The organism is Pseudomonas sp. Je.1.5.c, from assembly GCF_051129895.1.
GTDB classification, from domain to species: Bacteria; Pseudomonadota; Gammaproteobacteria; order Pseudomonadales; family Pseudomonadaceae; genus Aquipseudomonas; species Aquipseudomonas urmiensis.
Genome location: NZ_JBCPSP010000023.1, coordinates 21,725 through 48,569 on the forward strand (window position 1 = coordinate 21,725; position 26,845 = coordinate 48,569).

At 61.8% G+C, this 26,845-nt stretch carries 24 protein-coding genes; 14 read left to right on the forward strand and 10 right to left on the reverse strand.

Annotated elements, in window-relative coordinates; translation table 11 throughout:
- Positions 1-206 precede the first annotated feature (206 nt).
- Positions 207-380, forward strand: coding sequence for a PA1571 family protein (locus tag AAZU54_RS16885; protein ID WP_186556310.1), 174 nt, complete (start codon positions 207-209; stop codon positions 378-380).
- Between the two features lie 78 nt (positions 381-458).
- Here AAZU54_RS16885 and pdxB read toward each other — a convergent pair whose 3' ends face one another.
- A complete protein-coding gene (gene pdxB / locus AAZU54_RS16890; RefSeq protein WP_186556309.1) occupies positions 459-1,601 on the reverse strand; it encodes a 4-phosphoerythronate dehydrogenase PdxB in 1,143 nt (380 codons plus the stop codon).
- 60 nt (positions 1,602-1,661) lie between these two features.
- Positions 1,662-1,904: a sulfurtransferase TusA gene (gene tusA, locus AAZU54_RS16895; RefSeq protein ID WP_186556308.1), complete on the reverse strand. Its 243-nt coding sequence runs from the start codon at positions 1,902-1,904 to the stop codon at positions 1,662-1,664.
- Between the two features lie 149 nt (positions 1,905-2,053).
- Between tusA and AAZU54_RS16900 the strand changes: the two genes are divergently transcribed.
- On the forward strand, positions 2,054-2,986 hold the full coding sequence (locus AAZU54_RS16900; RefSeq protein ID WP_434727429.1) for a siderophore-interacting protein: 933 nt from the start codon (positions 2,054-2,056) through the stop codon (positions 2,984-2,986).
- Between the two features lie 82 nt (positions 2,987-3,068).
- On the opposite strand, the gene AAZU54_RS16905 is transcribed toward AAZU54_RS16900, so the two are convergent.
- Both AAZU54_RS16905 and AAZU54_RS16910 read right to left on the reverse strand, forming a co-directional pair.
- Positions 3,069-4,391 (reverse strand): ATP-binding protein, encoded by a 1,323-nt coding sequence (locus tag AAZU54_RS16905; protein WP_186556306.1) that lies wholly within the window; start codon positions 4,389-4,391, stop codon positions 3,069-3,071.
- Complete coding sequence (locus AAZU54_RS16910) at positions 4,388-5,071, reverse strand: response regulator (RefSeq protein WP_186556305.1); 684 nt, start codon at positions 5,069-5,071, stop codon at positions 4,388-4,390. The genes AAZU54_RS16905 and AAZU54_RS16910 overlap by 4 nt, the downstream gene beginning before the upstream one ends.
- 218 nt (positions 5,072-5,289) lie before the next feature.
- Here AAZU54_RS16910 and dsbD point away from each other — a divergent pair, with 218 nt between their 5' ends.
- From dsbD to dsbG, 3 genes are read left to right on the forward strand one after another with little or no spacing between them, the layout of a single operon-like run.
- On the forward strand, positions 5,290-7,002 hold the full coding sequence (dsbD, locus tag AAZU54_RS16915) for a protein-disulfide reductase DsbD (RefSeq protein ID WP_434727438.1): 1,713 nt from the start codon (positions 5,290-5,292) through the stop codon (positions 7,000-7,002).
- The gene (locus AAZU54_RS16920) at positions 7,002-7,838 is read left to right on the forward strand and encodes a TlpA family protein disulfide reductase (protein ID WP_186556303.1); all 837 of its coding nucleotides are present in this window, start codon (positions 7,002-7,004) and stop codon (positions 7,836-7,838) included. The genes dsbD and AAZU54_RS16920 overlap by 1 nt, the downstream gene beginning before the upstream one ends.
- A gap of 1 nt (position 7,839) precedes the next feature.
- Positions 7,840-8,598 carry a thiol:disulfide interchange protein DsbG gene (gene dsbG, locus AAZU54_RS16925; protein WP_186556302.1) on the forward strand — a complete coding sequence of 253 codons (759 nt, stop codon included), beginning with the start codon at positions 7,840-7,842 and terminating at the stop codon, positions 8,596-8,598.
- Between the two features lie 12 nt (positions 8,599-8,610).
- Here the strand turns inward: dsbG and rlmM are convergent, their stop codons facing one another.
- The gene (gene rlmM / locus AAZU54_RS16930; protein WP_392463754.1) at positions 8,611-9,687 is read right to left on the reverse strand and encodes a 23S rRNA (cytidine(2498)-2'-O)-methyltransferase RlmM; all 1,077 of its coding nucleotides are present in this window, start codon (positions 9,685-9,687) and stop codon (positions 8,611-8,613) included.
- Positions 9,688-9,930: 243 nt separating this feature from the next.
- Here rlmM and acnA point away from each other — a divergent pair, with 243 nt between their 5' ends.
- On the forward strand, positions 9,931-12,672 hold the full coding sequence (acnA, locus tag AAZU54_RS16935; RefSeq protein WP_186556300.1) for an aconitate hydratase AcnA: 2,742 nt from the start codon (positions 9,931-9,933) through the stop codon (positions 12,670-12,672).
- A 270-nt stretch (positions 12,673-12,942) separates the two neighbouring features.
- Positions 12,943-14,508 carry a methyl-accepting chemotaxis protein gene (locus AAZU54_RS16940; protein WP_186556299.1) on the forward strand — a complete coding sequence of 522 codons (1,566 nt, stop codon included), beginning with the start codon at positions 12,943-12,945 and terminating at the stop codon, positions 14,506-14,508.
- A gap of 124 nt (positions 14,509-14,632) precedes the next feature.
- Here the strand turns inward: AAZU54_RS16940 and AAZU54_RS16945 are convergent, their stop codons facing one another.
- From AAZU54_RS16945 to AAZU54_RS16960, 4 genes are all read right to left on the reverse strand, one after another.
- Positions 14,633-15,517, reverse strand: coding sequence for a pseudouridine synthase (locus tag AAZU54_RS16945; protein WP_434727430.1), 885 nt, complete (start codon positions 15,515-15,517; stop codon positions 14,633-14,635).
- Between the two features lie 50 nt (positions 15,518-15,567).
- On the reverse strand, positions 15,568-15,873 hold the full coding sequence (locus tag AAZU54_RS16950) for a transcriptional regulator (RefSeq protein WP_186556355.1): 306 nt from the start codon (positions 15,871-15,873) through the stop codon (positions 15,568-15,570).
- 70 nt (positions 15,874-15,943) lie between these two features.
- Positions 15,944-16,180 carry a glutaredoxin family protein gene (locus AAZU54_RS16955; RefSeq protein ID WP_186556297.1) on the reverse strand — a complete coding sequence of 79 codons (237 nt, stop codon included), beginning with the start codon at positions 16,178-16,180 and terminating at the stop codon, positions 15,944-15,946.
- A 72-nt stretch (positions 16,181-16,252) separates the two neighbouring features.
- Positions 16,253-17,461 carry an ammonium transporter gene (locus AAZU54_RS16960; protein WP_186556296.1) on the reverse strand — a complete coding sequence of 403 codons (1,209 nt, stop codon included), beginning with the start codon at positions 17,459-17,461 and terminating at the stop codon, positions 16,253-16,255.
- 303 nt (positions 17,462-17,764) lie between these two features.
- Between AAZU54_RS16960 and AAZU54_RS16965 the strand changes: the two genes are divergently transcribed.
- The 6 genes from AAZU54_RS16965 (at position 17,765) to AAZU54_RS16990 (ending at position 24,703) form a co-directional block, all read left to right on the forward strand.
- Entirely contained in the window at positions 17,765-18,079 is a 315-nt protein-coding gene (locus AAZU54_RS16965; protein ID WP_312152811.1) for a DUF883 family protein, read from the forward strand.
- A 9-nt stretch (positions 18,080-18,088) separates the two neighbouring features.
- The gene (locus AAZU54_RS16970) at positions 18,089-18,463 is read left to right on the forward strand and encodes a phage holin family protein (protein WP_312152812.1); all 375 of its coding nucleotides are present in this window, start codon (positions 18,089-18,091) and stop codon (positions 18,461-18,463) included.
- Positions 18,460-18,789: a hypothetical protein gene (locus AAZU54_RS16975; protein WP_312152813.1), complete on the forward strand. Its 330-nt coding sequence runs from the start codon at positions 18,460-18,462 to the stop codon at positions 18,787-18,789. The genes AAZU54_RS16970 and AAZU54_RS16975 overlap by 4 nt, the downstream gene beginning before the upstream one ends.
- 76 nt (positions 18,790-18,865) lie before the next feature.
- Positions 18,866-20,197 (forward strand): deoxyguanosinetriphosphate triphosphohydrolase, encoded by a 1,332-nt coding sequence (locus AAZU54_RS16980; RefSeq protein WP_186556292.1) that lies wholly within the window; start codon positions 18,866-18,868, stop codon positions 20,195-20,197.
- Between the two features lie 271 nt (positions 20,198-20,468).
- A complete protein-coding gene (locus tag AAZU54_RS16985) occupies positions 20,469-21,089 on the forward strand; it encodes a response regulator transcription factor (RefSeq protein WP_186556291.1) in 621 nt (206 codons plus the stop codon).
- 8 nt (positions 21,090-21,097) lie between these two features.
- Positions 21,098-24,703, forward strand: coding sequence for a transporter substrate-binding domain-containing protein (locus AAZU54_RS16990; protein ID WP_434727431.1), 3,606 nt, complete (start codon positions 21,098-21,100; stop codon positions 24,701-24,703).
- 52 nt (positions 24,704-24,755) lie between these two features.
- Here the strand turns inward: AAZU54_RS16990 and AAZU54_RS16995 are convergent, their stop codons facing one another.
- Positions 24,756-25,100, reverse strand: coding sequence for a YggL family protein (locus AAZU54_RS16995; RefSeq protein WP_186556289.1), 345 nt, complete (start codon positions 25,098-25,100; stop codon positions 24,756-24,758).
- Positions 25,101-25,285: 185 nt separating this feature from the next.
- Here AAZU54_RS16995 and dacB point away from each other — a divergent pair, with 185 nt between their 5' ends.
- Positions 25,286-26,749, forward strand: a complete 1,464-nt coding sequence (gene dacB / locus AAZU54_RS17000; protein WP_186556288.1) for a D-alanyl-D-alanine carboxypeptidase/D-alanyl-D-alanine endopeptidase — start codon at positions 25,286-25,288, stop codon at positions 26,747-26,749.
- Positions 26,750-26,845 lie beyond the last annotated feature (96 nt).

Consider the following 26,845-nt stretch of genomic DNA (forward strand, 5'->3'; position numbering starts at 1 on the left):
AGGCCTCTTGCAGTGGATCGCATTAATGACCGGGGCATGTCCGATGGCAAGCTTGCGCCAGTGGCTATAGCTTATCGTTCTAAAGTGCTTCTGGAGCTTTGCCGCGGTTTCTGATGGACTGTCCATGTCGTGACGCCCAAGGAGCTGTCACAGGCCAGTCACGGCAAGGGGATACCCTGAGCTTGAACCTGATGAGGAGACAGGAAATGAGCTTGCAACATAGCAGCGAAACGCCCAAGACCACCAAGCCACAGCACGACCTGGATTGCGGCTCGATTATCGATGCCCAGGGCCGCGAGGTGCCGATCACCGATGAGATGATCAAAAAGGCTTGCGAAGACCTGGAAAAAAGCCGCGTCGAACGCTCGAACAAGGCCTGATACACAGAATTGACTCAACCCGGCGCATGCGCCGGGTTTTTATTGGGCGATACATAAGCCTCGCGGGACAAGGCCCAATCAGACCAGCACAGCCCCCAACGCATTGACCATCTGCGCCAACTGCGGCGACTCGCCCCGCAACTTCACTGCCAGCCCCTCGATCTCGCGCCGCTGTGGGTAATGCTTGCGCAGCAAGTCGAACGTCGCCCGCTGCTCGACCGGATCTTCACTGAGGCTGCGACGAAAATCAGCGTCGTCTCGGCGTGGGTCATACACCGCCCGGCACAAGGTCGCCAGGGCCCAGGCGGGGTCACTGCTGGCATTGAGTTCGATCTGCGCAAGGGCAGGTTCGGGTAACAAGTCCGCCAACTGCACCTGCTCAGCCTCACCACGCACCTTGCACAACGCCTGGTAGATCTGCGCAGTGCCACGCTGTTTGCCATCCAGGCTGTAGCCGGCGATATGCGGCGTGGCCAAGGTGCACAGGTCAGCCAGGTCGAGATCGACCTCAGGCTCGCGCTCCCAGACGTCCAGCACCGCATGCACGTCGTCACGCTCCAGCAGCAGATCGCGCAGGGCCTGGTTATCCACTACCGGTCCGCGGCTGGCGTTGATCAGCCAGGCGCCCGGACGCAACTGCGCCAGTTGCTCGCGCCCCAGCAAGTGCCAGGTGCTGTGCTCAGCGTCGCGCTGTAGCGGCGTGTGCAGGCTGATCACATCACACTGTTCAAGCAGCGTTTGCAGGTCGACGAAGTCACCCCCTTCAGCGGCCTGGCGCGGCGGATCGCAGACCAGCACCTTCCAGCCCAGGCCATGAAGAACGCGCACCAGGCGCTCACCGACCTGCCCTGCGCCGACCACGCCATAGACCCGCTCGGCGAGGTTTTCGCCATCGAGCTCAGCCAGCGTCAGCAGACTGCCCAGCACGTAATCGACCACGCCGCGGGCGTTGCAGCCCGGTGCACTGCTCCAGTGGATGCCAGCTTGGGCGAAGTAATCCAGGTCCAGATGATCGGTGCCGATGGTGCAGGTGCCGACGAAGCGCACCTTGCTGCCCTGCAGCAGTTGCCGGTCGACGCGAGTCACCGAGCGTACCAGCAGCACGTCAGCGTCCTTGACGCACTGCGCGTCGATGCTGCGTCCGGGATAACGGCGGATCTCGCCAAATCCGGCAAAAAAGGCATCGAGCAGCGGGATATTCTCGTCGGCAACTATCAGCATGGCGCTCTCCTGTCAGGGGAACGCAGTGTAGGCGCTACGGCGGGCTCGATCCAGCGCGGTTCAGTCGGCCTTCTTGCGGATCCAGTACAGGTAGGTGCCGGCCTGCTCTTGCTGTTCGAGCAGCTCGTGCCCCAGGAAGGTACAGAACTTAGGGATGTCGCGGCGGGTCGACGGGTCGGTGGCGATCACCTTGAGCAGGCCGCCAGCGGCCAGGTTGCGTACGTGCTGATGCAACATCATTACCGGCTCCGGGCAGTTCAGGCCGGAGGCGTCGAGGACGGCGTCAGGGGTGAAATCGGTCATGGGCTACTCCGCGGATGGGTGCCCATTGTCGCTCAAGCGCGAACCAAGGGCCATCCTCATCAGCCAGGTCACCCGCGCAGGTCTGCGCTAATTCGTTGCAGTGCCCGGTCGTCCCTTTAGTACCTTCCTCTACGCACGAGGTACAACTGATGACCTCCTTCCTGTCCGGCCTGATCCGCCGGAGCAAGGCAACGGCCTATCGCATTTTCGACATCCAGCTCAAAGCCATCCAACCGCTAAGCCCTTCGCTGTGCCGTTATGTGTTTAGCGGAGAAGACGTGCGCCTGATGAGCACCCTGGCACCTGATCAACGGGTCAAGGTGTTCTTCCCCTCGCCCTCTGGCCAACCGCCGAAGCTGCCCAAGGACGGCCAATGGCAACAGGCCCGGCGCAACCTGGCCGCCGCACACACGCCGCCGATGCGCACCTACACCATCCGCAGCCTGGACCGTGAGACAGGCGAAGTCGCGATAGATTTCGTCCTGCATGGCGTCAATGGCCCCGCCTCGGCCTGGGCCACCCAGGCGCGCATCGGTGATTGCCTACAGATGGTTGCACCCAACCTGGTCTACCGGGGAGACCCGGGAGGTTATGAGTGGAAGCTACCACGGGCGGTCAAGCGGGTACTGCTGGTGGGGGATGAAACCGCGCTACCGGCGATTGGGGGCATTCTCGAACAATTGGCCGAAACCCAACCTGAACTGCCTGTCGAGGCCTTTATCGAGGTGCCGTTGCAAGCCGACTGCCTAGCGCTTTCGCACAGCCCCGCCACTCACCTGCACTGGTTGCCGCGCGACTTGCTGCGCTGCGATCACGGGCATGCCATGAGCCATGCTGTTCGCGAGTTGGCCACACTGCCAAGCACGGTCGCCCCAGCAGCGGTAAAGCTGGAAGAGGTGGACATCGAACAGCGCATCTTGTGGGAACTGGCCAGCGGCGAGAGCAACGAGTTCTATGCCTGGGTCGCTGGCGAATCGGCCACGGTCATGGACATTCGCCGCTATCTGATCAAGGAGCGCGGGCTGGATCGCAATAGCCTGACATTGATGGGCTATTGGCGTGCCGGGCGCAGTTTTGAATAGCGCTGGGCTGACGAGCCATTGGCGCCTGACAGCAGGTCTTGGCCCCTTCATGCTTTTGCGCGGTGAAGAGGCCTGCTGACGATCAGTGTCCCGAACGTGCGGGCACCTGCAGCCAGACCCGCAAGCCATCGCTGCGGCTGTCAAAGCGCAAACTACCGGCGCAGCGCTGGACAATCGCCTGAACGATCGCCAAGCCCAAGCCACAGCCACCGCTCTGGCTGTTGCGCCAGAAGCGTTCAGTCAGGTGCTCAAGATCACCGTCCTTGATCCCTGGGCCATGGTCGCGAACCATGAAGCCGACCTGCCCATCGGCCATCTGCAACTCCAGCTCCACGGGCGCATCCCCGCCATGACGCAGGGCGTTGTCGAGCAGATTGCGCAGCGCCGCCACCGCCAGCGGTGCCGGCATACCGAGGTAGATCCGGGTGGCGTCTTCCGGCAAGCGCACAATGATCCGCCGGTTATCCCCCCCACCGGCATCCTGCACGGCTTGGCGTGCGACCTGCTCGGCACTGCACTGCACGCCATCGTCGAAGGACAGGCTGCCCTCTACCCGGGCCAGCAGCAGCAACTGCTCCAAGGTGCGATGCATGCGATCTGCGCCCTGCTCGGCATGCGCCAGGGCCTGATCACGCACGACGCCGTCGGTCATCTGCGCCACTTGCAGGTGGGTCTTGATCGCGGTCAGCGGGCTGCGCAGCTCGTGGGCGGCGTCGTCCGTCAGGCGCCGCTCACGCTCAAGCGTCTGAGCGATCCGCAAGAACAACTGGTTCTGGGTTTCGAGCAAGGGCTGCAGCTCGCTGGGCATACCCGCCACCTGCAACGGCTCGACACTATCGGCACGTCGCTTGCGCAAGGCATCGCGCATTCGATTGAGCGGCTCCAGGCCCTTGCCCAGGCCGATCCAGAGCAAACCGAGACTACCGAGCAGCGCCATCAGCACCGGTGCCGAGGCGGCCAGCAGGATCGACTGGTTCAGTGCCTCTCGCTCCTGGTGACGGTCAGCGGTGGTGATGCGCACATCGCCATGGTTGTAGGTGAAGGTGCGCCAGCGGGCGTCATCGATGGTCTGATCGCGAAAGCCGCTGCGCTGGTCATCCATGGCGCCGTCGTGCTTGTGATTGCTGGCGAGGATCTCGCCGCGCAGCGAGCTGACCTGGCAGGCCATGCCATCCGGTACGCTGAGCTGATCGGCGGAAAAGTGCGCATCCTCGCCCTTGGCCGCCAGCGGTTGCGGCAGCTGGTCGATCAGCCCGGCGACCATGCGCGCCGAGGCCACCAGGCGCTGGTCGAGGGAAAACATCATCTGCTGGCGCAGGTCGCGCAACATCCACGCCGCCGCCAGCGCCCAGATCAGGATGAAAGCGCTGCCCAGGATCAGCGACAGACGCACACGCAAGCTCATGGGGCAATCTCTTCAGGTGCCTGCGCCGGGCCCAGGCGATAGCCGAGGCCGCGAACGGTCTCGACGATGCTGTTGCCAAGCTTGCGCCGCAGGTGATGGATGTGAACGTTCAGCGCATTGCTCTCTACCTCATCGCTGAAGCCGTAGACGCAATCCTTGAGTTGTTCGCTGGAGAGCACTCGCCCCGGATTCTGCAGCAGCGCCTGGAGCAAGGCCTGCTCGCGCCGCGACAGGTCTACCGGTTGGCCGGCCAGGGTCGCTTCGCAACTGCTGGGGTCATAGTGCAGAGGACCGTGCTCGATGATGTTGACCGCACGCCCAGCCATGCGCCGCATCAGAGTGTGCAAGCGGGCGGCCAATTCGCGCAGGTCGAACGGCTTGAGCAGGTAATCGTCGGCACCGGCCTGCAGCCCGTCGACCCGGTCGGTCACGGCATCGCGGGCGGTCAGCACCAAGACCGGCAGCGTCTCGCCTTGCTGACGCAAGCGGCGCAGAAGCTTCAGGCCATCTTCGTCAGGCAGCCCCAAGTCGAGGATCATCACATCGAACTGCGCGGCCTTGAGCAACGCCTGCGCCGAAGAAGCATTGGCCACCCGATCCACGGTCAGACCCTGGGCGGTGAGGCCCGCGCAGATGCCACTGGCGATCAGGTCGTCGTCCTCGCAGAGCAGTACGTGCATGGGGTGGTCTCCAATAGGGGGGTGAGTATTGCGCCACAAGGTGATTAAGTGAGGATTATGACCGCTGGTACGCGGTTCGTCGCGGCTGGGCATCCGCCATTGCCGCTCAGGGCGCATGAGTAACTCCCCCGAATCAATAGGTGAGTAATTCCGGGTTAACTCTCGGTTAATCGACCCAGGCCAGCATGGCCGCTTATCTGCATTACCAAGGCCAAGACATGCGCGTTTTCCTGATCATCCTGACCTTTCTGCTGGCGGGGCCTCTGCAGGCCAATCCGTTCGACGTCAAACCTGACTTCCTGCCCGTCAACCAAGCGTTCGTCCTCACCCACGACCGCCTGCCATCAGGCCAGATGCGCTTACATTTCCAGATCAAGGAAGGCTACTACCTCTATCAGAAACGGCTGAAGTTCGACGGCCTGCCTCCCGCCCAACACCCGCAACTGCCAGCCGCGCTGAACCATCACGACGAGTTCTTCGGCGACAGCGCGATCTACCGCAGCGAGCTTGAACTGCTGTTGCCGGCCGAAGCCAGCGGCCAGCTGCGCCTGGGCTGGCAGGGCTGCGCTGATGCCGGCCTGTGCTACCCGCCGCAAACGACCGCCATCGATCTAGGCAACAGCAGCAGCGCAACAGTCGCCGACCAAGCCAGCGACCAGGCCCTAGCCAGCAACCTGCAGCAGGACAATCTGCTCTGGGGTCTGCTGGCCTTCTTCGGCCTGGGCCTGCTGCTGGCGTTCACCCCCTGCTCGCTGCCAATGCTGCCGATCCTGGCGGGGCTGGTCCTGGGCAACGGCGCCAGCGCCCGGCGTGGCTGGCTGCTGGCGGGGGTCTATGTGCTGAGCATGGCGCTGGTCTACGCAGGCCTGGGCGTAGTCGCCGCACTGCTGGGCGCCAGCCTGCAAGCGTGGCTGCAACAACCCTGGCTGTTGGGCAGCCTGGCCGGGCTGTTCGTGCTGCTCGCGTTGCCCATGTTTGGCGCTTTCGAGCTGCAATTGCCCACGGCCCTGCGCGACCGCCTCGATCGCGCAGGGCAAGGCACGCGTGGCGGCAACCTGTACGGCGCGGCGCTGCTCGGTGCGCTGTCCGGCTTGCTGATGGGGCCATGCATGACCGCGCCGCTGGCCGGTGCGCTGCTCTACATCGCGCAGAGTGGCGATGTGCTGCATGGCGCGCTGGTACTGTTCAGCCTGGGCTTGGGCATGGGTGTGCCACTGCTGTTGCTGGTGACCTTGGGCAACCGCTATCTGCCACGCCCAGGCGCCTGGATGAATCTGGTCAAAGGTCTGTTCGGCTTCGTGTTCCTGGCCATGGCGCTGTACACCGTGCGCACCCTGCTGCCCGCTCCACTGCTGCTGGGCCTTAGCGGCAGCTGGTTGATCGCCCTGGGCTGGGCGACTTGGCCCGCCCTGCAGCGTCTGCCTGCGCTGCGTGCGATTCCCTTGCTCGGCGCACTGTGGGGCGGACTATTGCTGGTTGGCGCCGCTGCTGGCAGTAGCGACCTGTGGCAACCCTTGCAGCCGTTCGCCGGCAGCAATACGCCGGCTGCGGCTAAGGCCGAGGATGCCTTCATCACTGTCAGCCGACCCGAAGACCTGCAACGCGAACTGGATGCCGCCAAGGGCCGTGGCCAATGGGTGCTGGTCGACTACTATGCCGACTGGTGCGTGTCGTGCAAGGTCATGGAGAAACAGGTCTTCGCCCGGGCCGATGTGCTCAACAGCCTGGCCGGTGTGCACCTGCTGCGCCTGGACGTAACCGCCGACAGCCCAGCTAGCCGGGCACTGCTGCAACGCTATCAGGTGCCCGGTCCGCCAAGCCTGATCTGGATCGGCCCAGAAGGGAACGAGCGCCGTGCGCGGCGCATCACCGGTGAAGTGGATGCGAGCGGTTTTCTGCAACATTGGGCACAGACCAGGAGCCAAGGCTGATGCTGACCGTAACCCTTGGGCCGCTGACCATGGCCCTGAACCACCTGTTGCTGCTCGCAGCGCTCGGCATTGCCTGCGTGGTCGGTTGGTGGGTCGCCCGGCGCGGCGGGCAAAGTCCGGAGTCGGCGCTGTTCAACCTGTTCCTTTTGGGGTTGCTCGGCGCGCGCCTAGGCTTCGTTCTGCTCTACTGGCCGATGTACCGCGACGAACCGCTGCAGATCATCGATATTCGCGATGGCGGTTTTCTGTTCTGGGGCGGCCTGGTCGGGATCGTCCTTGGCACCCTCTGGCAGGGCTGGCGCCAGCCCGGCTTGCGCCAGCCACTAGGCTGGGCGCTGGCCAGTGGCGCACTGTTCTGGGTGCTAGCGAGCCTGGGTAGCCACCTGTACAGCAAGGGTACCGAGCTGCCTGACCTGACCTTGCGCACCGCCGCTGGCAAATCCATGGCCCTGCACGACTACCGCGGCAAGCCACTGGTGATCAATATCTGGGCGACCTGGTGCCCGCCGTGCCGACGTGAAATGCCGGTGCTCCAGCAAGCCCAGCACGACTATCCGCATGTGACCTTCTTGTTCGTCAACCAGGGCGAGACGCCAGAGAACGTCAGCACCTTTTTGGCAACCACTGGCCTGAGCCTGACCCACGTCCTGTTCGATGGCAGCGGCCTACTTGCCCAGCGGGTCGGCTCCATGGCCCTGCCCACCACTTTGTTCTACAACGCCGAAGGGCGACTGGTCGGCAGCCACCTGGGTGAACTGTCCCGCGCCAGCCTGCACCACGCCCTGGAACCCTTCGAGCGGGCCAACCCGCCCGCCTCTGCCGTAAAAGGAAATTGACATGCGATTGAATGCGCTCCTGCCACTGACCCTCGCCCTGCTGGCAGCCCCGCTGCTGCACGCCGAGGAACTGCCCCAGGCAATCAAGCAACTACAAGCCAAGGGCGCAGTGATCAAGGGTAGCTTCGACGCGCCCAACGGCCTGCGCGGCTATGCCGCTGAATACCAGAACAACGGCATTGCCCTGTACCTGACACCCGACGGCAAGCATGTACTGGTCGGCAGTCTGTTCGACGAGCAGGGCCAGGACCTCAGCGCCGAGCCGCTGGAAAAGCTGGTGTATGCGCCGATGAGCAAGGCCATCTGGGCGAAAATGGAGAAGACCGCCTGGATCGCCGACGGCAAGCCCGACGCACCGCGCACTGTGTATCTGTTCAGCGACCCCAACTGCCCTTACTGCAACATGTTCTGGCAGCAGGCACGCCCTTGGGTCGAGTCCGGCAAGGTGCAGTTACGTCACATCATGGTCGGCATCATTCGCGAGGACAGCCCTGGCAAATCGGCTGCGCTACTGGCCGCCAAAGACCCGGCCAAGGCGCTGCAACAGCATGAGAAAGCCGGCAAAGCGAGCAGCCTCAAAGCCTTGGATAAAATCCCCGAGAACGTGCAGAAACAGCTCGACAGCAACCTGGCATTGATGGAAGAACTGGGGCTGGCAGCCACCCCGGCCATCTTCTACCTGGACGAACAGGGACGCCTGCAAAGCCAGCAAGGCGCCCCACGCCCGGAAACGCTCGGCAAGATCCTCGGCAAGCGCTGAGTCAGCGCGTGATCAAGCCGCGCCATTACGCGGCTTGAGATCGAGCCTGCGCAAATGGCAGGTAACTTCCTCGCGGTCGTGATACAGCTGTTTGCAGGCGATCGAAACCTTGATCTTGCGCGCCTTGAAGCCCTCCTCGATACGATCGAGCAAGCGCCGCACCTCGGCGTAGCGCTGCTTCATCGGCAGCTTGAGGTTGACCACCGCCTCACGACACAACCCCTCACCCAGCCATGTCTCGATCAGCGCCGCACTGCGCGCAGGCTTCTCGACGATATCGCAGACCATCCAGTCGACCATCTGCTTGGGCTGCCAGGTAAAGCCATCAGCCATCAAATGCTGCACCAGGCCAGTGTCCATCAAGCTTTCAGCCATCGGGCCATTGTCGATGGCGGTCACCAGCATGCCGCGCTTGACCAGCTGGTAGGTCCAGCCACCTGGCGATGCGCCAAGGTCGACCCCGGTCATGTCATCGTGCAGGCGCAGCTCCCACTGATCCCGCGGGATGAACTGATGCCATGCCTCTTCCAGCTTGAGCGTCGAACGGCTCGGCGCTTCCCGGGGGAACTTCAAGCGCGGGATACCCATCGGCCACAGCGCGCAATTGTTCGCCTCCGATACACCGACAAACACCCGGCGACCACTGATGAAGGTCAGCAGCAAGCGCGGACGGTTGGCATCGTCGACCAAGCGTCCAGCCTTTTCCAGGGCTTTGCGCAGTGGCACTTCAAACTTGCGGCAGAAGGTCGACAGCTCCTTGCCGTCGTTGCTGTCGACCACTTCCAGCCACAGGCTACCGGCAACCGGCGCATCCGCCAGGTGTTCGAGCAGCACGCTGATGCGGTCGGTTTCTGGCAACTCGACAAAACTGCCGCGCGCCCACTGGCGCGGGAAAATCAACTGCGTGAAGCGCAGTTCACGCATCAGGCGCTCGGCACCGTCCGGCTCGGTGCAGACAAACTCGGCGCAAGCGCTCTGCGGCTTGCCCTTGGCGTAGCCAGCAACGCCCAGGCGGGCGGCGTGTTCGCTGATCTCGGCGCAAACCTCGCCCTCGAAACCGGGCCGGCAATGCATGAACAGGGTATTCATTTCTCACTCCACATCGCTGGCGGGTACCGCCAGCCTTGATCCAGCGCACGTCACGCACCGGCAGGGCGGCGATGATAAAGGAAGATCGGAACCTGCGACATGCCCCGCCTGTCCAGTACAGGGTCGGGACCGGGAAATCGGTCTAACCTGACCATTCAGCCAGGTCCGTACCGTGCGGACCGGTACAGAGCGGTGACACCGGCCTTCACGAGGGGCCGGGCACCGGCGCAGAAGGAGTTGGCAATGCCCTCGCTCGATAGCCTGAAGACCCTCAAAACCCTGCACGTAGGCGACCGCGTCTACCACTATTACAGCCTGACTGACGCAGCCCGCCAGTTGGGTGATCTGCAGCGCCTGCCCATGTCGCTCAAGGTGCTGTTGGAAAACCTGTTGCGCTGGGAAGACGGCAAGACCGTTACCGGCGCTGACCTGCAAGCCCTGGCGCAGTGGCTCAAGGATCGTCGCTCCGATCGCGAGATCCAATACCGCCCTGCCCGGGTGCTGATGCAGGACTTCACCGGCGTACCTGCGGTGGTCGACCTGGCGGCTATGCGTGCGGCCATGGCCAAGGCCGGTGGCGACCCGCAGCGGATCAATCCCCTATCACCGGTCGACCTGGTGATCGACCACTCGGTGATGGTCGACCGCTATGCCAGTCAAAACGCTTTTGCCGAGAACGTCGACATCGAGATGCAGCGCAACGGTGAACGTTATGCGTTTCTGCGCTGGGGGCAGAGCGCCTTCGACAACTTCAGTGTAGTGCCGCCGGGCACCGGCATCTGCCACCAGGTCAACCTCGAATACCTCGGCCGCACCGTGTGGACTGGCGAAGAAGACGGTCGCACCTATGCCTTCCCCGACACCCTGGTCGGCACCGACTCGCATACCACCATGATCAACGGCCTGGGCGTACTCGGCTGGGGCGTCGGCGGGATCGAGGCGGAAGCGGCCATGCTCGGCCAACCCGTATCGATGCTGATCCCGGAAGTGATCGGCTTCAAGCTGACCGGCAAACTGCGCGAGGGCATTACCGCCACCGATTTGGTGCTCACCGTGACCCAGATGCTGCGCAAGAAGGGTGTGGTCGGCAAATTCGTCGAATTCTACGGCGATGGCCTGGCCCAGCTGCCGCTGGCCGACCGCGCTACCCTGGCCAACATGGCCCCGGAGTACGGCGCAACCTGTGGTTTCTTCCCGGTCGACCAAGTCACGCTGGATTACCTGCGCCTCACGGGGCGTCCCGAACAGACCGTGCAACTGGTAGAGGCCTATTGCAAAGAACAAGGTCTGTGGCGCCTGCCTGGCCAGGAGCCGGTGTTCAGTGACAGCCTGTCCCTGGACATGCACGAGGTCGAGGCCAGCCTGGCTGGCCCTAAACGCCCGCAGGACCGGGTTGCCCTGTCGCAGGTCGCCCAGGCCTTCAACGGCTTCATCGATCTGCAACCCAGACCCCAGGCCAAAGAAGTCGGCCGCCTGGAGAGCGAAGGTGGCGGCGGCGTGGCGGTAGGCAACGCCGATCAGGCCGGCGAGATCGATTTCAGCCATGGCGGGCAAACCTACACCCTGCGTGATGGCGCGGTAGTAATCGCGGCGATCACCTCTTGTACCAATACCTCCAACCCCAGCGTGATGATGGCGGCAGGGCTGGTGGCGAAAAAGGCCGTGGAAAAGGGCCTGACGCGCAAGCCCTGGGTCAAGAGTTCGCTGGCTCCCGGCTCCAAGGTCGTCACCGATTACTACAAGGCTGCTGGTCTTACTCCGTACCTGGACCAACTGGGCTTCGATCTGGTGGGTTATGGCTGCACCACCTGTATCGGCAACTCCGGCCCCTTGGATGAAGCCATCGAAAAAGCCATCGGCAGCGCCGACCTCACCGTCGCCTCGGTACTGTCGGGCAACCGCAACTTCGAAGGCCGGGTGCACCCGCTGGTGAAGACCAACTGGCTAGCCTCCCCGCCCCTGGTTGTAGCCTATGCCCTGGCCGGCAGCGTACGCCTGGACTTGACCCGCGATCCGCTGGGTACCGGCAAAGACGGCCAACCGGTGTACCTGCGCGACATCTGGCCCAGCCAACAGGAGATCGCCGACGCTGTGGCCAAAGTCGATACGGCCATGTTCCACAAGGAATACGCCGAAGTTTTCGCAGGCGATGCGCAGTGGCAAGCCATCGAAGTGCCGCAGGCGGCCACCTACGTCTGGCAGGATGACTCCACCTACATCCAGCATCCGCCATTCTTCGATGATATCGGCGGCCCTTTGCCGACCATCGCCGATATCCACGGCGCGCGCGTGCTGGCCCTGCTCGGCGACTCGGTGACCACCGACCACATCTCCCCGGCCGGCAACATCAAGGCCGACAGCCCCGCTGGCCGCTACCTACGCGACAAAGGCGTGGAGCCTCGTGACTTCAACTCCTACGGCTCACGCCGCGGCAACCATGAAGTGATGATGCGCGGCACCTTCGCCAACATCCGCATCCGCAACGAAATGCTTGGCGGCGAGGAAGGCGGCAACACCCTGCATGTGCCCAGCGGCGAGAAGCTCTCGATCTACGATGCTGCCATGCGCTATCAGGCCGAAGGCACGCCGCTGGTGGTGATTGCCGGCCAGGAATACGGCACCGGCTCCAGCCGCGACTGGGCGGCAAAAGGTACCAACTTGCTCGGGGTCAAAGCCGTGCTGGCGGAGAGCTTCGAACGCATCCACCGCTCCAATTTGATCGGCATGGGCGTGTTGGCCCTGCAGTTCAAGGCCGGGCAAACCCGCAAGAGCCTGGGTCTGACTGGCAAGGAGCAAATTGACCTGCTGGGCCTCACTGGCGCGACAATTCGCCCGGGCATGAGCCTGACGCTGCGCATCACCCGTGAAGACGGCCAGCAGGAGCAGATCGAGGTGTTGTGCCGGATCGATACACTTAACGAAGTTGAATACTTCAAATCAGGCGGGATTTTGCACTACGTACTGCGCCAACTGATCGCAAGCTGAGCCTTAAGGGGGCGCGCTGCGCCCCCTGTCCCCGCCCCAAATCGGCGCCTCGGCGCTGGCCCTTGCCTGGGCAATGCGTCATGATCCGACCAGAGCGTCAGAAATCTGGAATAATTCAGTAACATTGCCGCCAACTGCTGCAAAAAGCGCGTGTTTGCTACTTTACGTGAGCAACCGAGCCCTTGCGCCAGATCAACTAAGTTAAATATTCATTCAATAAAACCAGAGGCTTGCCGATACCCATCGAAAGCCTTGCGGACCTGACGACCCATGCGTAACAACCAGCCGATTACCCAGAGAGAACGGACTTTCCCTGCACAACAGCGGTTGATCTCCACCACCAACGCCAAGGGTGTGATCACCTACTGCAACGATGCGTTCATCGAGATCAGCGGTTTCTCTCGCGAGGAGCTGACCGGTGCTGCGCACAACCTGGTGCGTCACCCTGACGTGCCGCCTGCGGTGTTTGCCCACATGTGGCAGACCCTCAAGCAGGGCCTGCCGTGGATGGGCATCGTCAAGAACCGCTGCAAGTCTGGCGATCACTACTGGGTCAACGCCTACGTCACGCCGATCTTCGATAACAATCAGGTGGTCGGCTACGAATCGGTGCGGGTCAAGCCTACTGCCGAACAGATCCGCCGCGCCGAAGCGTTGTACCAGCGCATCAACCAGGGCAAGTCGGCGATACCGCGCCGCGATAAGTGGCTGCCGGTACTGCAAGACTGGCTGCCGTTCATCCTGGTCAGCCAGGTCGGCTTCCTGATAGGAAACTGGCTGGGGCATTCCTGGGGCTTCGCCCTGGCTGCGGGCCTCTCGGTACCGCTCGGCCTGCTCGGTCTGAGCTGGCAGCAGCGCGGCCTCAAGCGGCTGCTGCGCCTGGCCGAACAAACCACCTCCGATCCGTTGATCGCGCAGATGTTCACCGACAGCCGGGGCGTCCAAGCCCGCCTGGAAATGGCCATGCTCAGCCAGGACGCGCGGATGAAGACCTGCCTGACACGCCTGCAAGACAGTGCCGAACACCTCAGCGATCAGGCCCGTCAGTCCGATGCGTTGGCGCACAAGAGCTCCTCGGGCCTGGAACGTCAACGGGTGGAGACCGAACAGGTCGCCGCCGCCGTCAACCAGATGGCCGCCACCACCCAGGAAGTGGCCAACCACGTGCAGCGCACGGCCGATGCCACCCAGGAAGCCAATCGCCTGACCAGCCAAGGTCGGCAGATTGCCGGGGAAACCCGCGATGCCATCGAGCGGCTGTCGAGCGCCGTGGGCGAGACCGGCCTGACCGTGACCCAACTGGCCAAGGACAGTGACGAGATCGGTGGCGTGGTTGACGTGATCAAAGGCATTGCCGACCAGACCAACCTGCTGGCCCTCAACGCTGCGATCGAAGCCGCCCGGGCCGGCGAGATGGGCCGCGGCTTTGCCGTAGTCGCCGATGAAGTACGCCAACTTGCGCAACGCACCGCCGAATCCACTGGGCAGATTCACAGCCTGATCGCCAAGCTGCAGCAGACTGCGAGCAGCGCCGTGCTGACCATGGAGAACGGCCATCGCCAGGCTCAGGAAGGTGTGGAGCGGGTAATGCAGGCCGACCAGGCGCTGCTGGGTATCAGCGAAGCGGTGGCCAACATTACCGACATGGCGACCCAGATCGCTGCTGCCACCGAAGAGCAGACCGCCGTGGCCGACGAGATCAGCCGCAACATCAGCACCATTGCCGAGCTGGCCGACCAAACCGCCGAGCAGGCGCAGCATTCGGCGCTACTCAGCGAAGAGCTGACCAGTACCGCAGGTACGCAATACTCGCTGGTAGAGCGCTTCAACCGCTGAGCTTGTGGGCCTCTAGGCGGCCCATCGCAGCGTATAAGCTGGCCCACCTGCGAATTATGTAGGCGCTGGCTTGCCTGCGATGGGCCGCGAAGCGGCCCCCAGAATCAGCGCCGCACCCCCCCATCTACCAGTCCAACGCCAACCGGCTCTCAAAATACCGCTCTTCCCCGCTCAAGGGATCCTCAAAGCGCAGGCTCTGCGCCAGCAGCTTGAGCGGCTGCTGATAGTCATCCTCCACTTCCAGCAACCGCGGGTAGAACGGATCGTTACAGATCCCCGCCCCCAGCGCTGCCATGTGCACCCGCAACTGGTGGGTCTTACCCGTCACCGGCGACAAGCCATAGCGCCACAGCTCACCGTTTTTCTCCAACACCTGCGCCAGTGTTTCACTGTTGGGCGCCCCCTCTACTTCATGCATGCGAAAGAACGGTTCGCCATGCACCAGGCGGCTGCGGTGCACCAAGGGAAACTCAAGCGCCGGCAACGCCGCAGCAATGGCCTGATAACGTTTGTCGATGCGCCGCTCGGGGAACAGCCGCTGGTAGGCACCGCGAGTCTGCGGGTTCGCCGAAAACAGCACCAAACCTGCGGTATGCCGATCGATGCGGTGCAGTGGCACCAGGTGCGGGTTATCCAAACGGCGGATCAGCCGGCGCAGCAGCGTTTGCTCGACGTACTCGCCGGTGGGGGTCACCGGGAGAAAATGCGGTTTGTCGGCCACCACCAGATGCTCGTCCACATGCAGGATGGTTTCTTCTACCGGGATCGGCTTCTCATTGGGCACTTCGCGAAAATAATGCAGGCGCATGCCGCGCCGATAGGCCAGGTCTGCCGGGATGGCCTTGCCCTGAGCATCGAGCACCCGTCCCCTGGCAAAGCGATCAAGCCACTGCTCACGAGCGATGCCCTTGAAGTGATCACACAAACAGTCGAGTACGGTTGGCCAATTTCCCGGAGGAAGGCAGACGGTACTGGCTTGCTGATGGGCGGGGTCGAACGGTGCGGTCATGACAGGCTCGTGCAATCGAGGGGTTGGCATTATCCCCCAAGCCCCGGCCCTCAACCAGCCTCGGCGGTTTCACAGCGCGCCTTGAGCCAGCGCAGTACCTGCACGGCCTCCCAGCGGCCGGAATCATAGAGCGCATAAACCTGGCCCTGATAGCCCACCACATCCAGTGGCCGGTGAAAACCGGCACGCTGGAACAAGGCCTCGATTTCAGCGAAGCAGGTGTTGAAATGGACTTTGCCGAAAGGCGTTCGGTCATCAGTCACCAAGCCTTCGAGGCGCAGCTCCAGCACGGCGTCACCCACCTTCTGCGGGGACATCCGATTGACGCTGTACTTCAATTGCTCGACGTTGAGCATCGGCCACCCCAATACTGTATTTATATACAGCATACGGAGTTACCTACGGTTGCGTCAAATCAAGCCATCGCTACTGCAGGAAGGCCACTACCTGTTCAGCATCGAATGGCCAGCGCAGCTCGCCACCGTTATCACAACGACGCAGCACCGGAATGATCAGACCATAGCGTTCGAATAACGATTCATCGTCGGCGATGTCGATAAGCTCCACCAACAAGCCGTGTTCGACAAAGGGCATCAGCACCGCTTCGGCCACTTCACACAAGTGGCAACCGAGGGTGCTGAACAGTTGGCATTCAGGCAGCATGGCAAGTCCCGCGCAAGCTGTGGAGGGATGCTTATTTTAGGTCCACAGCGCGCGAAGTGCACCTGACCACGATCAATCCTGGCTGGTTGCGCCAATCCGATGCAGCGACAGGTCAGCCCCCTGGAACTCCTCTTCATGGCTCAAGCGCAAGCCATGCACCGCCTTGATCAGGCCATACACGGCAAAGCCCCCGAGCAATGCCACCAGCACACCTGCCAGGCTGCCCAGCAGCTGGCTGACCAGACTGACGCCACCCAAGCCACCCAGACTAGCCTGGCCAAAGATGCCACAGGCGATGCCACCCCATACCCCGCACAGCCCATGCAACGGCCAGACCCCAAGCACATCGTCGATCTTCCAGCGATTCTGCGCAGCGGTGAAGCACCAGACGAACAGCACCCCCGCTACCAGGCCAGTGGCCAAAGCGCCTAGCGGATGCATCAGGTCGGACCCAGCGCAAATCGCTACCAAGCCGGCCAGCGGCCCGTTGTGCAAAAAACCTGGGTCGTTGCGACCTGCCCACAACGCGGCCAGCGTGCCGCCGACCATGGCCATCAGCGAATTGATCGCCACCAGGCCGCTGATGCCCTGCAGGCTTTGCGCACTCATCACGTTGAAGCCAAACCAGCCAATGATCAGAATCCACGAGCCCAGCGCCAGGAAGGGGATACTCGACGGCGCAAACGCCACCAGGCGGCCATCGCGATAGCGCCCGCGGCGCGCCCCCAGCAACAGCACCGCCGCCAGCGCCAGCCACCCGCCCATCGCGTGCACCACAACCGACCCGGCGAAGTCATGAAACGGTGCCCCAAAGCGCGCCTGCAGCCAGGCCTGGATGCCCAGATTGCCATTCCACACGATGCCTTCGAAGAACGGATAAACCAACGCCACGATCAACGCCGTGGCACACAACTGCGGGGCAAAGCGGGCACGTTCAGCAATGCCCCCGGAAATGATTGCCGGTATGGCTGCGGCAAAGGTAATCAGGAAGAAGCATTTGACCAGGCCATAGCCGTGATCGCTGGCGAGCTGCGCAGCTGGCTGCAGGAAGCTCACGCCATAGGCGATCCAGTAGCCGACGAAGAAGTACACCAGGGCCGACACGGCGAAGTCGCTGAGGATCTTCGACAAGGCATTGACCTGGTTCTTATGGCGCACCGTGCCGACTTCAAGAAACGCAAAGCCGGCATGCATCGCCAGGACCAGGATGGCCCCCAGCAGAAGGAACAGGGTGTTGGAGCCATGGACCAGGGAGTCCATCGCGCTGTGCATGTTTTCCATGAGGTAGGCAGACCTGCTGAAAAAGCACCAGGACAGTTCAAGAACCTGCATCCCTGCACCGAATCGGTGCCCACTCCCCTGCCCCGTTTCGGTGAGGCGAGCAGAGCGTGCGTGGTTTTTTCTTGGGTTTGTCGTGGATTGGGTTAAGGTTTAGCGGTATCCGCGGGCGTGGCGCACGAATTGGGCGCACAGGCGCTCGGCTGCGCCCCCAGACGTAGCAAGCGCCATACCAGCAACTGGCACTGAACCTTCATTGCACCGCGTCACTCGAATTAACCACACACATCAACAGGGAGAGATCCAATGGCCAGCAAATCGGCAAAGACTGCTCAAGAGATATTGATGGCTGACTTCCAGGCACTGGTGCGCGACACCGAAAAACTGCTCGCTGACACCGCCAACCTGGCCGGTGACCAGGCTGATGAGCTGCGCGAGCAGATCCACGAGCGCCTCGAGCAGGCCCGCGAAAGCCTGCAACTGACCCAGGATTCGGTGCGCGTGCGTGGCCAGGCGGCACTGGCCAGTGCCGAAGAGTACGTCCAGGAAAACCCGTGGCAGGCCATTGGCATTGCCGCAGGCGTCGGCTTGCTGATCGGCCTGCTGGCCAATCGGCGCTGAGGAGTGCCCATGGATAACGAGGCCATCACGGCTGGCGCCTCTGGCAAACGCCTGGGCGCGGCCCTGCTTGGGTTGCTGCACAGCCATATCGAACTGTTCGGCATCGAACTACAAGAGCAGAAAGGTCGCACCCTCAAGCTGCTGCTGTTTGCAGGGTTGGCGCTGGTGTTTGCCTTGTTGCTGCTGACGGCGCTGTCCGGCTTGCTGCTGGTACTGTTGTGGGACAGCTATCGCCTGGCGGGCATCATCGGGCTGTGTGTGTTCTATGGCGCAGCAACGGTCTACTGCGGCTTGCGCTTGAAGGCTGCCGTGTTCGATGAATCATCCCCTTTCAGCTCCACCCTCGAGGAGCTCGCCAAGGACAGGGAGCGCCTGTTGCCATGAGCCTGCCCGAACTCCCCAACACCCGTAATCCGCGCGAGCTGCGCAAAGCGTTGCTGCGCCTGCGCCTGGAAATGCACCGCCAGGAAATTCGCCATGAGTCGGCGCAACTGCTCGAACCGGTCAGACGCCTGCGCGGCATGGGCGGCTCGTTGCAGGATGGCCTGGGTATCAAGCACGCGCCGTTGTGGGGCCTTGGCGCAGTGGTAGCGCTTGGTTTCTTGACGGGCAAGGGTGCGCGCAGCGGCAACCTTTCTCGCTTGGTGCGTTTGGGCAGTAGCCTGATCCCACTGGTACGCCTATTCCTGCAAAACGGTCGGCGACATTGATCAGTTGCGCCCGCCGCTTGCGCGGGCGCCGCTGAAACAGGAAGCTATGGCGATTATCCGACGGGAGAAATGAGCCTTGGACTGGCATACCCTGCTGACCCGCGAACGCCTGGGCAAAGCCCTTTACAGCCCGGAAGAACTGGGGCGCAGCCCCTTCCACAAGGACCACGACCGCATCATCTTCTCCGGCGCCTTCCGCCGCCTGGGGCGTAAGACCCAGGTGCACCCGGTGTCCAGCAACGACCACATCCACACCCGCCTGACCCACTCGCTGGAAGTCAGCTGCGTCGGCCGCTCGCTAGGCATGCGCGTGGGCGAAACCTTGCGCCAGAATCTGCCCGACTGGTGCGAACCGAGCGACCTGGGCATGATCGTGCAGTCCGCCTGCCTGGCCCACGATATCGGCAACCCGCCGTTCGGCCACTCTGGCGAAGACGCCATCCGTTACTGGTTCCAACAGGCCGCAGGACGCGGCTGGCTGGATGATATGAGCGACGACCAGCGCGCCGACTTCCTCAATTTCGAGGGTAATGCCCAAGGGTTTCGCGTGTTGACGCAACTGGAATACCACCAGTTCGACGGCGGCACTCGCCTGACCTATGCCACGCTCGGCACCTACCTCAAGTACCCGTGGAGTTCGCGCCATGCCGACGCCCTGGGCTACAAGAAGCACAAGTTTGGCTGCTACCAGAGTGAGCTGGCGCTGATGGATCAAATCGCCCGCAAGCTTGGCCTGCCCCAACTCGAAGAGCAGCGCTGGGCGCGTCATCCGCTGGTGTACCTGATGGAGGCGGCAGACGACATCTGCTATGCGCTGATTGACCTGGAAGACGGCCTGGAAATGGAGCTGCTGGAGTACGCCGAAGTTGAGGCGCTGCTGCTCGACCTGGTCGGTGACGACCTGCCAGAGACCTATCGTCAACTCGGCGCCAATGATTCTCGTCGGCGCAAATTGGCCATTCTGCGCGGCAAAGCCATCGAGCACCTGACCAACGCTGCCGCGCAGGCGTTTGTCGAACAGCAGGCCGCCCTGCTAAGCGGCCGGCTGGCGGGCGATCTGGTCGAGCACATGCACGGCCCGGCCAAACGTTGCGTGCTGCAGGCCAAGGACATGGCGCGCAAGAAGATCTTCCAGGACAAGCGCAAGACGCTGCATGAGATTGGCGCCTACACCACCCTGGAAATCCTCCTCAACGCCTTCTGTGGCGCCGCACTGGAACAGCACGGCGGACGTACGCCGTCGTTCAAGAGCCGCCGCGTCCTCGACCTGATCGGCAATCATGCCCCCGACCCTCACGGCTCATTGCACAACGCATTCCTGCGCATGATCGACTTCATCGCCGGAATGACTGACAGCTATGCCAGCGAGATGGCCTGCGAAATGACCGGGCGCTCCAGCCCAACTTGAGACGACCACGGCCAGCGCACGCTGGCCGAATCGCATTGAAGGAAACGTCCGACCTTGCTATCACCAAAATAAACAACCCAAGTTATCTCCCTGGCAAATGACCAGACTGTCGTTAAAACAAAACATCTTGATGGTGCTCTCGCAGGACAAATAGTCTTTTGCTGTAGGCCATTTCCCATATACGGCTCAACGCCGTTTCCTGCATGTCCGACCTCCTCCATCTGCGATAAGGTGCTCACTGTTTCAGACACCTGCCCATGGAAAGTTGAATATGCAATCCATATTTATTGTCGACGATCATCCCGTTATACGGTTAGCAGTGCGTATGCTGCTGGAAAATCAGAGTTACAGGATCGTGGGTGAATCGGACAATGGCGTCGACGCCATGCAACTGATTCGTGAAGCACGGCCTGACCTGGTGATTCTCGACATCGCCATCCCCAAACTAGATGGGCTGGAAGTACTGTCACGCTTCCAGTCGATGGCGTTGCCCAGCAAAGTGCTGATCCTTACCGCGCAAGCGCCCGCCTTGTTCGCCCTGCGCTGCATGCATTCGGGCGCTTCAGGCTATGTGTGCAAACAAGAAGACCTGACTGAGCTGGTCAGTGCAATCAAAGCGGTACTTTCCGGTTACAACTACTTTCCCAGCCAGGCGCTCCACGGCGACTTGGAAAAAACCAGTTCCGATATACACCTTTTCCGACAAGTTAATGATAGAGAACTGATGGTGCTGCAACTTTTTGCCCAAGGAAAGAGCAACAAAGACATAGCCAAAGGCATGTTTCTCAGCAACAAGACCGTTAGCACCTATAAAAAACGCCTCATGCAGAAACTCCAGGTCGCCAGCCTGGTGGACCTGATCGACGTGGCAAAACGCAACGCGCTGGTCTGAGGTTGGCAATGGCGCGGTACTTAGCCTTACTGATGCTTAGCTTGGTCTTCAGCACCGGGCAGGCACAGGTCGTCCAGCGTGACGTCGTATCCTATACCCTGCTCACACGGTCGACCGCCAATGCTATGCACCCGGCCCTGTCGAACGAACAAAGAGAATGGCTCAAGAACAAGCAGACCTTGAACCTCGGCACATCCTTTCCAGATTACGCCCCGTTCGACATCACCAGCGGCGGCCGTGACTACCAAGGGCTCACTGCCGAATACGCCGGGTTGATCGGTAGCGCCCTGCAAGTCCCTGTGCGGGTGCTGGGCTTCCCTAGCCGCCATGCAGCGGTTGAGGCCCTTAAACAAGGGCAAATCGATATGCTCGGCAGTGCCAATGGCTATGAAGCCGCCACCGCTGGCCTGGCCCTCTCGCGGCCCTACGCAATAGACCAGCCGGTGCTGGTGACCCGCGAAAACGAACAACGCTCGCTGGACGCTGGGCTCGAAGGCATGCGCCTGAGCATGCTCTATCACTACCTGCCAGCTAAAGGCGTGAATCAAGCCTATCCCAAGTCGACCTTGCAGACTTTCGGATCCTCTACCCAAGCACTCAACGCCGTGGCCTTTGGTCAGGCCGACGTGTTCATCGGCGATACCATTTCCACCCATTACCAGCTCAATCGGGGACACCTGCCGCGCCTGCGCATGGCGGCCTTCGGCAAACATGAGGCCGTTGGTTTCAGTTTTGCCATGCGCAGCGACGACACCATGCTCAAGACGCTGATCGATGCCGTACTCGATAGCCAGCCCAGCACCGTGCGCACCAACATCCTCAAACGCTGGAGCGCAGGCAGCGACACACTGTTGAGCGAACGTAAACTGCAACTTACGCGGCGCGAAGAGCGATGGCTGTCACAACATCCTGTAATGCGCGTGGTGATCGATGAAACTGCCGCGCCCATGTCGTACGTTGACAGCAATGGCCAGTTTCGTGGCATCACCGCTGACCTCTTGGAGCTGCTGCGCCTACGTACCGGTTTGCGTTTTGAAATTCAGAAGTCCAGTAGCCTTAGCGACATGATCACCCGGCTCGAAGACGGTCGCGCCGACGTCATTGCAGCCATCTCCAAACAGCAAGAACGCGACAGCAAGCTGCGCATCAGCCGCCCCTACCTGGAGAGCGCCTTCGTGCTGCTCACCCGGGCCGACAGCGATACGCCCCCTGCTTTGGAGCAGTTGGCGGGAAAACGCGTTGCGGTAACCCGTGACAGCACAGTCGCCGAACTGCTTTCCGAGCAGCACCCCCAGGTCATGGCGATCGAAACCGAAAGCCCGTATTTCTCCATGGCGCTGCTCAGTAGTGGCGCTGTCGACGCCGCAATCACCACAATGATCGATGCCAATCACGCGCTGGCCAACAGTTCCGAGCTGATCATCCGCAGCACAGTCGGTACAGAGCCCGCCAGCTTCTCCATGGCCACGACCCTGCAGGCTCAACTGCTGGCATCGATCCTCGACAAGGCGCTGATGAGCATTTCGCCCGAAGAGCTCGGTGTGATCAATAACCGCTGGCGAGGCTACACCAACCACGACGATGTCTATTGGCGAAAATACCGGCAGTTGGCGATTCAAATCGTCATAGGCTTCTGCCTACTGCTGCTACTGGCGTTGCTCTGGAATGCGCGACTGCGCCGCCAGATTAAACAGCGCCAACACGCCGAAAAGGCCCTCAATGATCAACTCGAATTCATGAGTGCGCTGCTCAATGGAACGCCGCACCCACTGTTCGTACGTGACCGTGAAGGCCGTCTGCAATCGTGCAACGACAGTTATCTGGAGGCAGTGCAGGCTTGCGCCACAGACGTCATCGGCAAGCGCCTGGAAGATAGCCTGTGTAGTAATCATGAGCATACCCAGCAGATCCAGGCCGACTATCAGCACGTGATGCAAGCCGGCGTGCCATTGATCGTTGATCGACAGATTTGCATCAACGATCGCGAGCTGACGATCTATCACTGGGTGCTCCCCTTCAGAGATTCGTTGGGTGAGCTGCAAGGCATCATCGGTGGCTGGATCGATATCAGTGATCGACGCAAGCTGATCGAGGAACTGCGCCTGGCGAAGAAACAGGCCGACGACGCCAACCGCGCCAAGAGCACGTTTCTGGCGACCATCAGCCATGAAATCCGCACCCCTATGAACGCAGTGATCGGCATGCTTGAGTTGGCGGTCGAGCATGCCGAGCAAGGCCGCCTGGACAAACCGGCGATCGAAGTCGCCTATCAGTCGGCGAAGGACTTACTGGGGCTGATTGGCGATATCCTCGACATCGTCAGGATCGAATCGGGCCACTTGTCACTGCTGCCGGAGCCGGTAAACCTGACCAGTGTGATCGAATCAGTGGCGCGGGTGTTCGAGGGCCAGGCGCGGCAGAAAGGCCTGGCGTTGCAGTTGATGATCGATTCGAGTGCTCGCTGCCATGTGTTGCTCGACCCCCTGCGTTTCAAACAAGTGCTGTCCAACCTGGTGAGCAATGCCATCAAGTTCACTGAGCACGGCCAGGTGCGCATCAGCGTTGCCTTAACGCATCAGGATGCGATGAGCGGGCCAACGCTGGATCTGGAAGTGCGCGACAGCGGCATCGGTATCGCCGATGACGAGGTGCAGCGGCTGTTCAATCCATTCGTCCAGGCCAACGCCCACAGCGAAGGCGCTCGCGCAGGCACGGGGCTGGGGCTGGCAATCAGCCGCAACCTCTGTGAAATGATGGGCGGCAGCCTGACGCTCAAGAGCCTACAAGATGTCGGCACCCAAGTGCGCCTGCTGATGCCCTTACAACAGGTCGAGGCCGCGCTGCCAGTAGGCTCGGAGGAACCTGAGGTCGAGGTGCCTGATGCGCGCCTGAGCATTCTGGTCATTGACGACCATCCGGCGAACTTGCTGCTGATGGCGCAGCAATTGAACTTCCTGGGTCTTGGCCACACCACCGCAAGCGATGGCCGTGAAGGCCTTGACCGATGGCGTGAACGAGATTTCGACGTGTTGATCCTCGATTGCAATATGCCGCACTTGAGCGGCTACCAAGTCGCCCGGGCTATACGTGCCGAGGAGCAGGCGGGCGCAAGGTCGCGTTGCATCATCCTTGGCTATACCGCCAATGCCCAGCCTGAGGTGCGGCAAAAATGCCTGGATGCGGGCATGGATGACTGCCTGCTCAAACCTATCAGCCTACGTTCCTTGAGCCAGCGCCTGGCCAGCGTTACGCCTGCAATTGGCACAGCAGCACCGGCACCGCTGAACCGCCACTTCTGCTTGTCTGGGCTGGCCTCAGTGGTGGGTGATAAGCCGCAGGACCGCAGGCGCCTACTGACTATCCTGCAGCAGAGTTTGCACGATGACTTTGCCGCGCTCATGGCGCTCGATCCGCAGCAGCAAGCGCAAGCCATTGCCGAACAGGCACACAAGATCCTCAGCGCCGCGCGGATGCTGGAGGCAAGGAAGTTGATGGAGGCGTGTGAGCGGCTGGAGCAGGCGAATCTGTCTTTACAGCAGCTCAAACTGCGCCGACAGGTTCTGGCACGACAAATGCGCCGCATAGAAAAAGCCCTGGCTGATCAGCTGGGCTGACCCACCAGGGCTTGGCAGAGCGGTGTGCTTGAAGCACCCGCTCAGGCGTGGATCAGGAAGCCGAGTTGATCGGCTTTTCCGGATACCAGGCATCCAGCAGCGGGCTGACTTCGATCTTGGTCAGCTCGTTACGGCCTTTGAGCCAGGCTTCAACAGCAGCGCGCTGCTCTTCACTGACCGAGCCACGGTTAGCCAGGCAAACCAGGCCGAAATCATCACCGCCTACATAGTCCAGGCCGTTGGCATCCATTGCTTCTGCAAGGAATGCGTCGAGGAAGGCATCGATGGCTTCGTCGGACAGGTCTTCCTTGAAAGCAAGGTTCAGCTCGAAGCCCAGCTCCTGGAATTCATCCACGCAGAGTTTCTTGCGCAGACGACGGGAACGGTTGGTAGCCATGAAACAATCCTCTTGAGTAATTACCGGCGGCACTTTACCAGTTTCCGCGGCCATGCGGCGCATTTGTGTCGAACGGGGCCCATGTTCGGTGCGCTTGGGGCATAATGCGCACTATATTTCGATCTGGGGCCATCATCTTTTACAGCCCCGTTATCTTTCCCCTCGCCCGCAGGGTTTCAGTTCTTATGATCAAAGCGCTCCGCCCACTGTTTCTCGCCGGCCTCATGCTGCCCTTGGCCATGCCCAGCCAGGCTGCCGCCGTCAACACCACCCTGCCACCGAAGGTGCAGCAGGCTCTCAAGACCAACAAACTGCAAGATTCGGCCCTGTCGTTGGTGATGCTGCCCCTGGACGGCCCTGGCACAGCAACGGTGTTCAACGCCGATGTGTCGGTCAACCCGGCTTCGACCATGAAGCTGGTGACCACCTACGCAGCCCTCGAGCTGCTCGGCCCAACCTTCCAGTGGAAAACCGAGTTCTATACCGATGGCACCCTGAGCAACGGCGTGCTCAACGGCAACCTGTACCTCAAGGGCGGCGGTGATCCCAAGCTGAACATGGAAAAGCTGTGGCTGCTGATGCGCGATCTGCGTGCCAACGGCGTGCGCACGGTCACGGGTGATCTGGTGCTTGATCGCAGCCACTTCGTCCAGCCCAACCTGCCGCACTTCGACGATGACGGCGGCGACATGAACAAGCCGTTCCTGGTCAAGCCGGACTCGCTGCTGGTCAACCTCAAAGCGTTGCGCTTCGTTGCCCGTAACGATGGCGGCAAAGTACTGGTGGCGGTCGAGCCCCCCATCGCCACGATCCGCATCGACAACCAAGTCAAGGCCGTAGCCTCCAAGCAGTGCACCGGCGAGGTGCGCTACAACCCGCAGGTTCAACCTGATGGGGTCAGTGTCGTGGTCAGCGGCCAGTTAGGTGAAGGCTGCAACTCGCAGACCTACCTGGCCCTGCTCGACCACCCGGCCTACGCCGCCGGGGCCGTACGGGCAATCTGGAACGAGCTTGGTGGCAGCATTCAGGGCCGTGACCGCATCGAGAACGTGCCCAAGAGCGCACGCTTGCTGGCCCGGGCGTTCTCGCCGGACCTGGTGGAAGTGATTCGCGACATCAACAAATACAGCAACAACACCATGGCCCAGCAGCTGTTCCTCAGCCTGGGAGCACAATTCCGGACCGATGCCGACGGCGATGATGCGCGTGCTGCCCAGCGCGTGGTGCGTCAGTGGATGGCGAAAAAGGGCATCACCGCGCCGCACCTGGTGATGGAAAACGGCTCCGGCTTGTCTCGCGCTGAACGCGTTAGCACCCGCGAGATGGCGCAGTTGCTGCAAGCGGCCTGGAAGAGCCCCTACTCTGCCGAGTTCATCAGTTCCATGCCGCTGGTAGGCATGGATGGCACCATGCGCAAGCGGCTCAAGCGTACCGCCTTGACCGGTGAGGGCCACATCAAGACCGGGACGCTCAACACAGTGCGGGCGATCGCCGGGTTTAGCCGGGACAGCAACGGCCATACCTGGGCGGTGGCGGCGATCTTGAATGATCCCAAGCCTTGGGGGGCATCCCAGGTGCTGGATCAGGTGTTGCTCGAGCTTTACCGGCAGCCAAAGTTGAACAACGGTACAGCCGCGTCAGGGCTGTGATCATGGCTGGACTGTAGCCCTCGCCACACATTCGCTGCCAGGCAACGGGAAGCTCTTTGCGATTTGCCTGGCGGTGCATGATCACCAGCTCCGCCC

Excerpts from the sequence above, each read along its gene's own strand:
- AAZU54_RS16965 (WP_312152811.1), top strand. The coding sequence starts at position 17,765 with ATGGCCAGCAAATCGGCAAAGACTGCTCAAGAGATATTGATGGCTGAC.
- AAZU54_RS16900 (WP_434727429.1), top strand. The coding sequence starts at position 2,054 with ATGACCTCCTTCCTGTCCGGCCTGATCCGCCGGAGCAAGGCAACGGCC.
- AAZU54_RS16985 (WP_186556291.1), top strand. The coding sequence starts at position 20,469 with ATGCAATCCATATTTATTGTCGACGATCATCCCGTTATACGGTTAGCA.
- dsbG (WP_186556302.1), top strand. The coding sequence starts at position 7,840 with ATGCGATTGAATGCGCTCCTGCCACTGACCCTCGCCCTGCTGGCAGCC.
- AAZU54_RS16975 (WP_312152813.1), top strand. The coding sequence starts at position 18,460 with ATGAGCCTGCCCGAACTCCCCAACACCCGTAATCCGCGCGAGCTGCGC.
- dacB (WP_186556288.1), top strand. The coding sequence starts at position 25,286 with ATGATCAAAGCGCTCCGCCCACTGTTTCTCGCCGGCCTCATGCTGCCC.
- tusA (WP_186556308.1), bottom strand. The coding sequence starts at position 1,904 with ATGACCGATTTCACCCCTGACGCCGTCCTCGACGCCTCCGGCCTGAAC.
- AAZU54_RS16920 (WP_186556303.1), top strand. The coding sequence starts at position 7,002 with ATGCTGACCGTAACCCTTGGGCCGCTGACCATGGCCCTGAACCACCTG.
- AAZU54_RS16995 (WP_186556289.1), bottom strand. The coding sequence starts at position 25,100 with ATGGCTACCAACCGTTCCCGTCGTCTGCGCAAGAAACTCTGCGTGGAT.
- AAZU54_RS16945 (WP_434727430.1), bottom strand. The coding sequence starts at position 15,517 with ATGACCGCACCGTTCGACCCCGCCCATCAGCAAGCCAGTACCGTCTGC.
- AAZU54_RS16970 (WP_312152812.1), top strand. The coding sequence starts at position 18,089 with ATGGATAACGAGGCCATCACGGCTGGCGCCTCTGGCAAACGCCTGGGC.
- dsbD (WP_434727438.1), top strand. The coding sequence starts at position 5,290 with ATGCGCGTTTTCCTGATCATCCTGACCTTTCTGCTGGCGGGGCCTCTG.
- AAZU54_RS16885 (WP_186556310.1), top strand. The coding sequence starts at position 207 with ATGAGCTTGCAACATAGCAGCGAAACGCCCAAGACCACCAAGCCACAG.
- rlmM (WP_392463754.1), bottom strand. The coding sequence starts at position 9,687 with ATGAATACCCTGTTCATGCATTGCCGGCCCGGTTTCGAGGGCGAGGTT.
- AAZU54_RS16910 (WP_186556305.1), bottom strand. The coding sequence starts at position 5,071 with ATGCACGTACTGCTCTGCGAGGACGACGACCTGATCGCCAGTGGCATC.
- AAZU54_RS16950 (WP_186556355.1), bottom strand. The coding sequence starts at position 15,873 with ATGCTCAACGTCGAGCAATTGAAGTACAGCGTCAATCGGATGTCCCCG.
- AAZU54_RS16905 (WP_186556306.1), bottom strand. The coding sequence starts at position 4,391 with ATGAGCTTGCGTGTGCGTCTGTCGCTGATCCTGGGCAGCGCTTTCATC.
- AAZU54_RS16990 (WP_434727431.1), top strand. The coding sequence starts at position 21,098 with ATGGCGCGGTACTTAGCCTTACTGATGCTTAGCTTGGTCTTCAGCACC.
- AAZU54_RS16955 (WP_186556297.1), bottom strand. The coding sequence starts at position 16,180 with ATGCTGCCTGAATGCCAACTGTTCAGCACCCTCGGTTGCCACTTGTGT.
- AAZU54_RS16940 (WP_186556299.1), top strand. The coding sequence starts at position 12,943 with ATGCGTAACAACCAGCCGATTACCCAGAGAGAACGGACTTTCCCTGCA.
- acnA (WP_186556300.1), top strand. The coding sequence starts at position 9,931 with ATGCCCTCGCTCGATAGCCTGAAGACCCTCAAAACCCTGCACGTAGGC.
- pdxB (WP_186556309.1), bottom strand. The coding sequence starts at position 1,601 with ATGCTGATAGTTGCCGACGAGAATATCCCGCTGCTCGATGCCTTTTTT.
- AAZU54_RS16960 (WP_186556296.1), bottom strand. The coding sequence starts at position 17,461 with ATGGAAAACATGCACAGCGCGATGGACTCCCTGGTCCATGGCTCCAAC.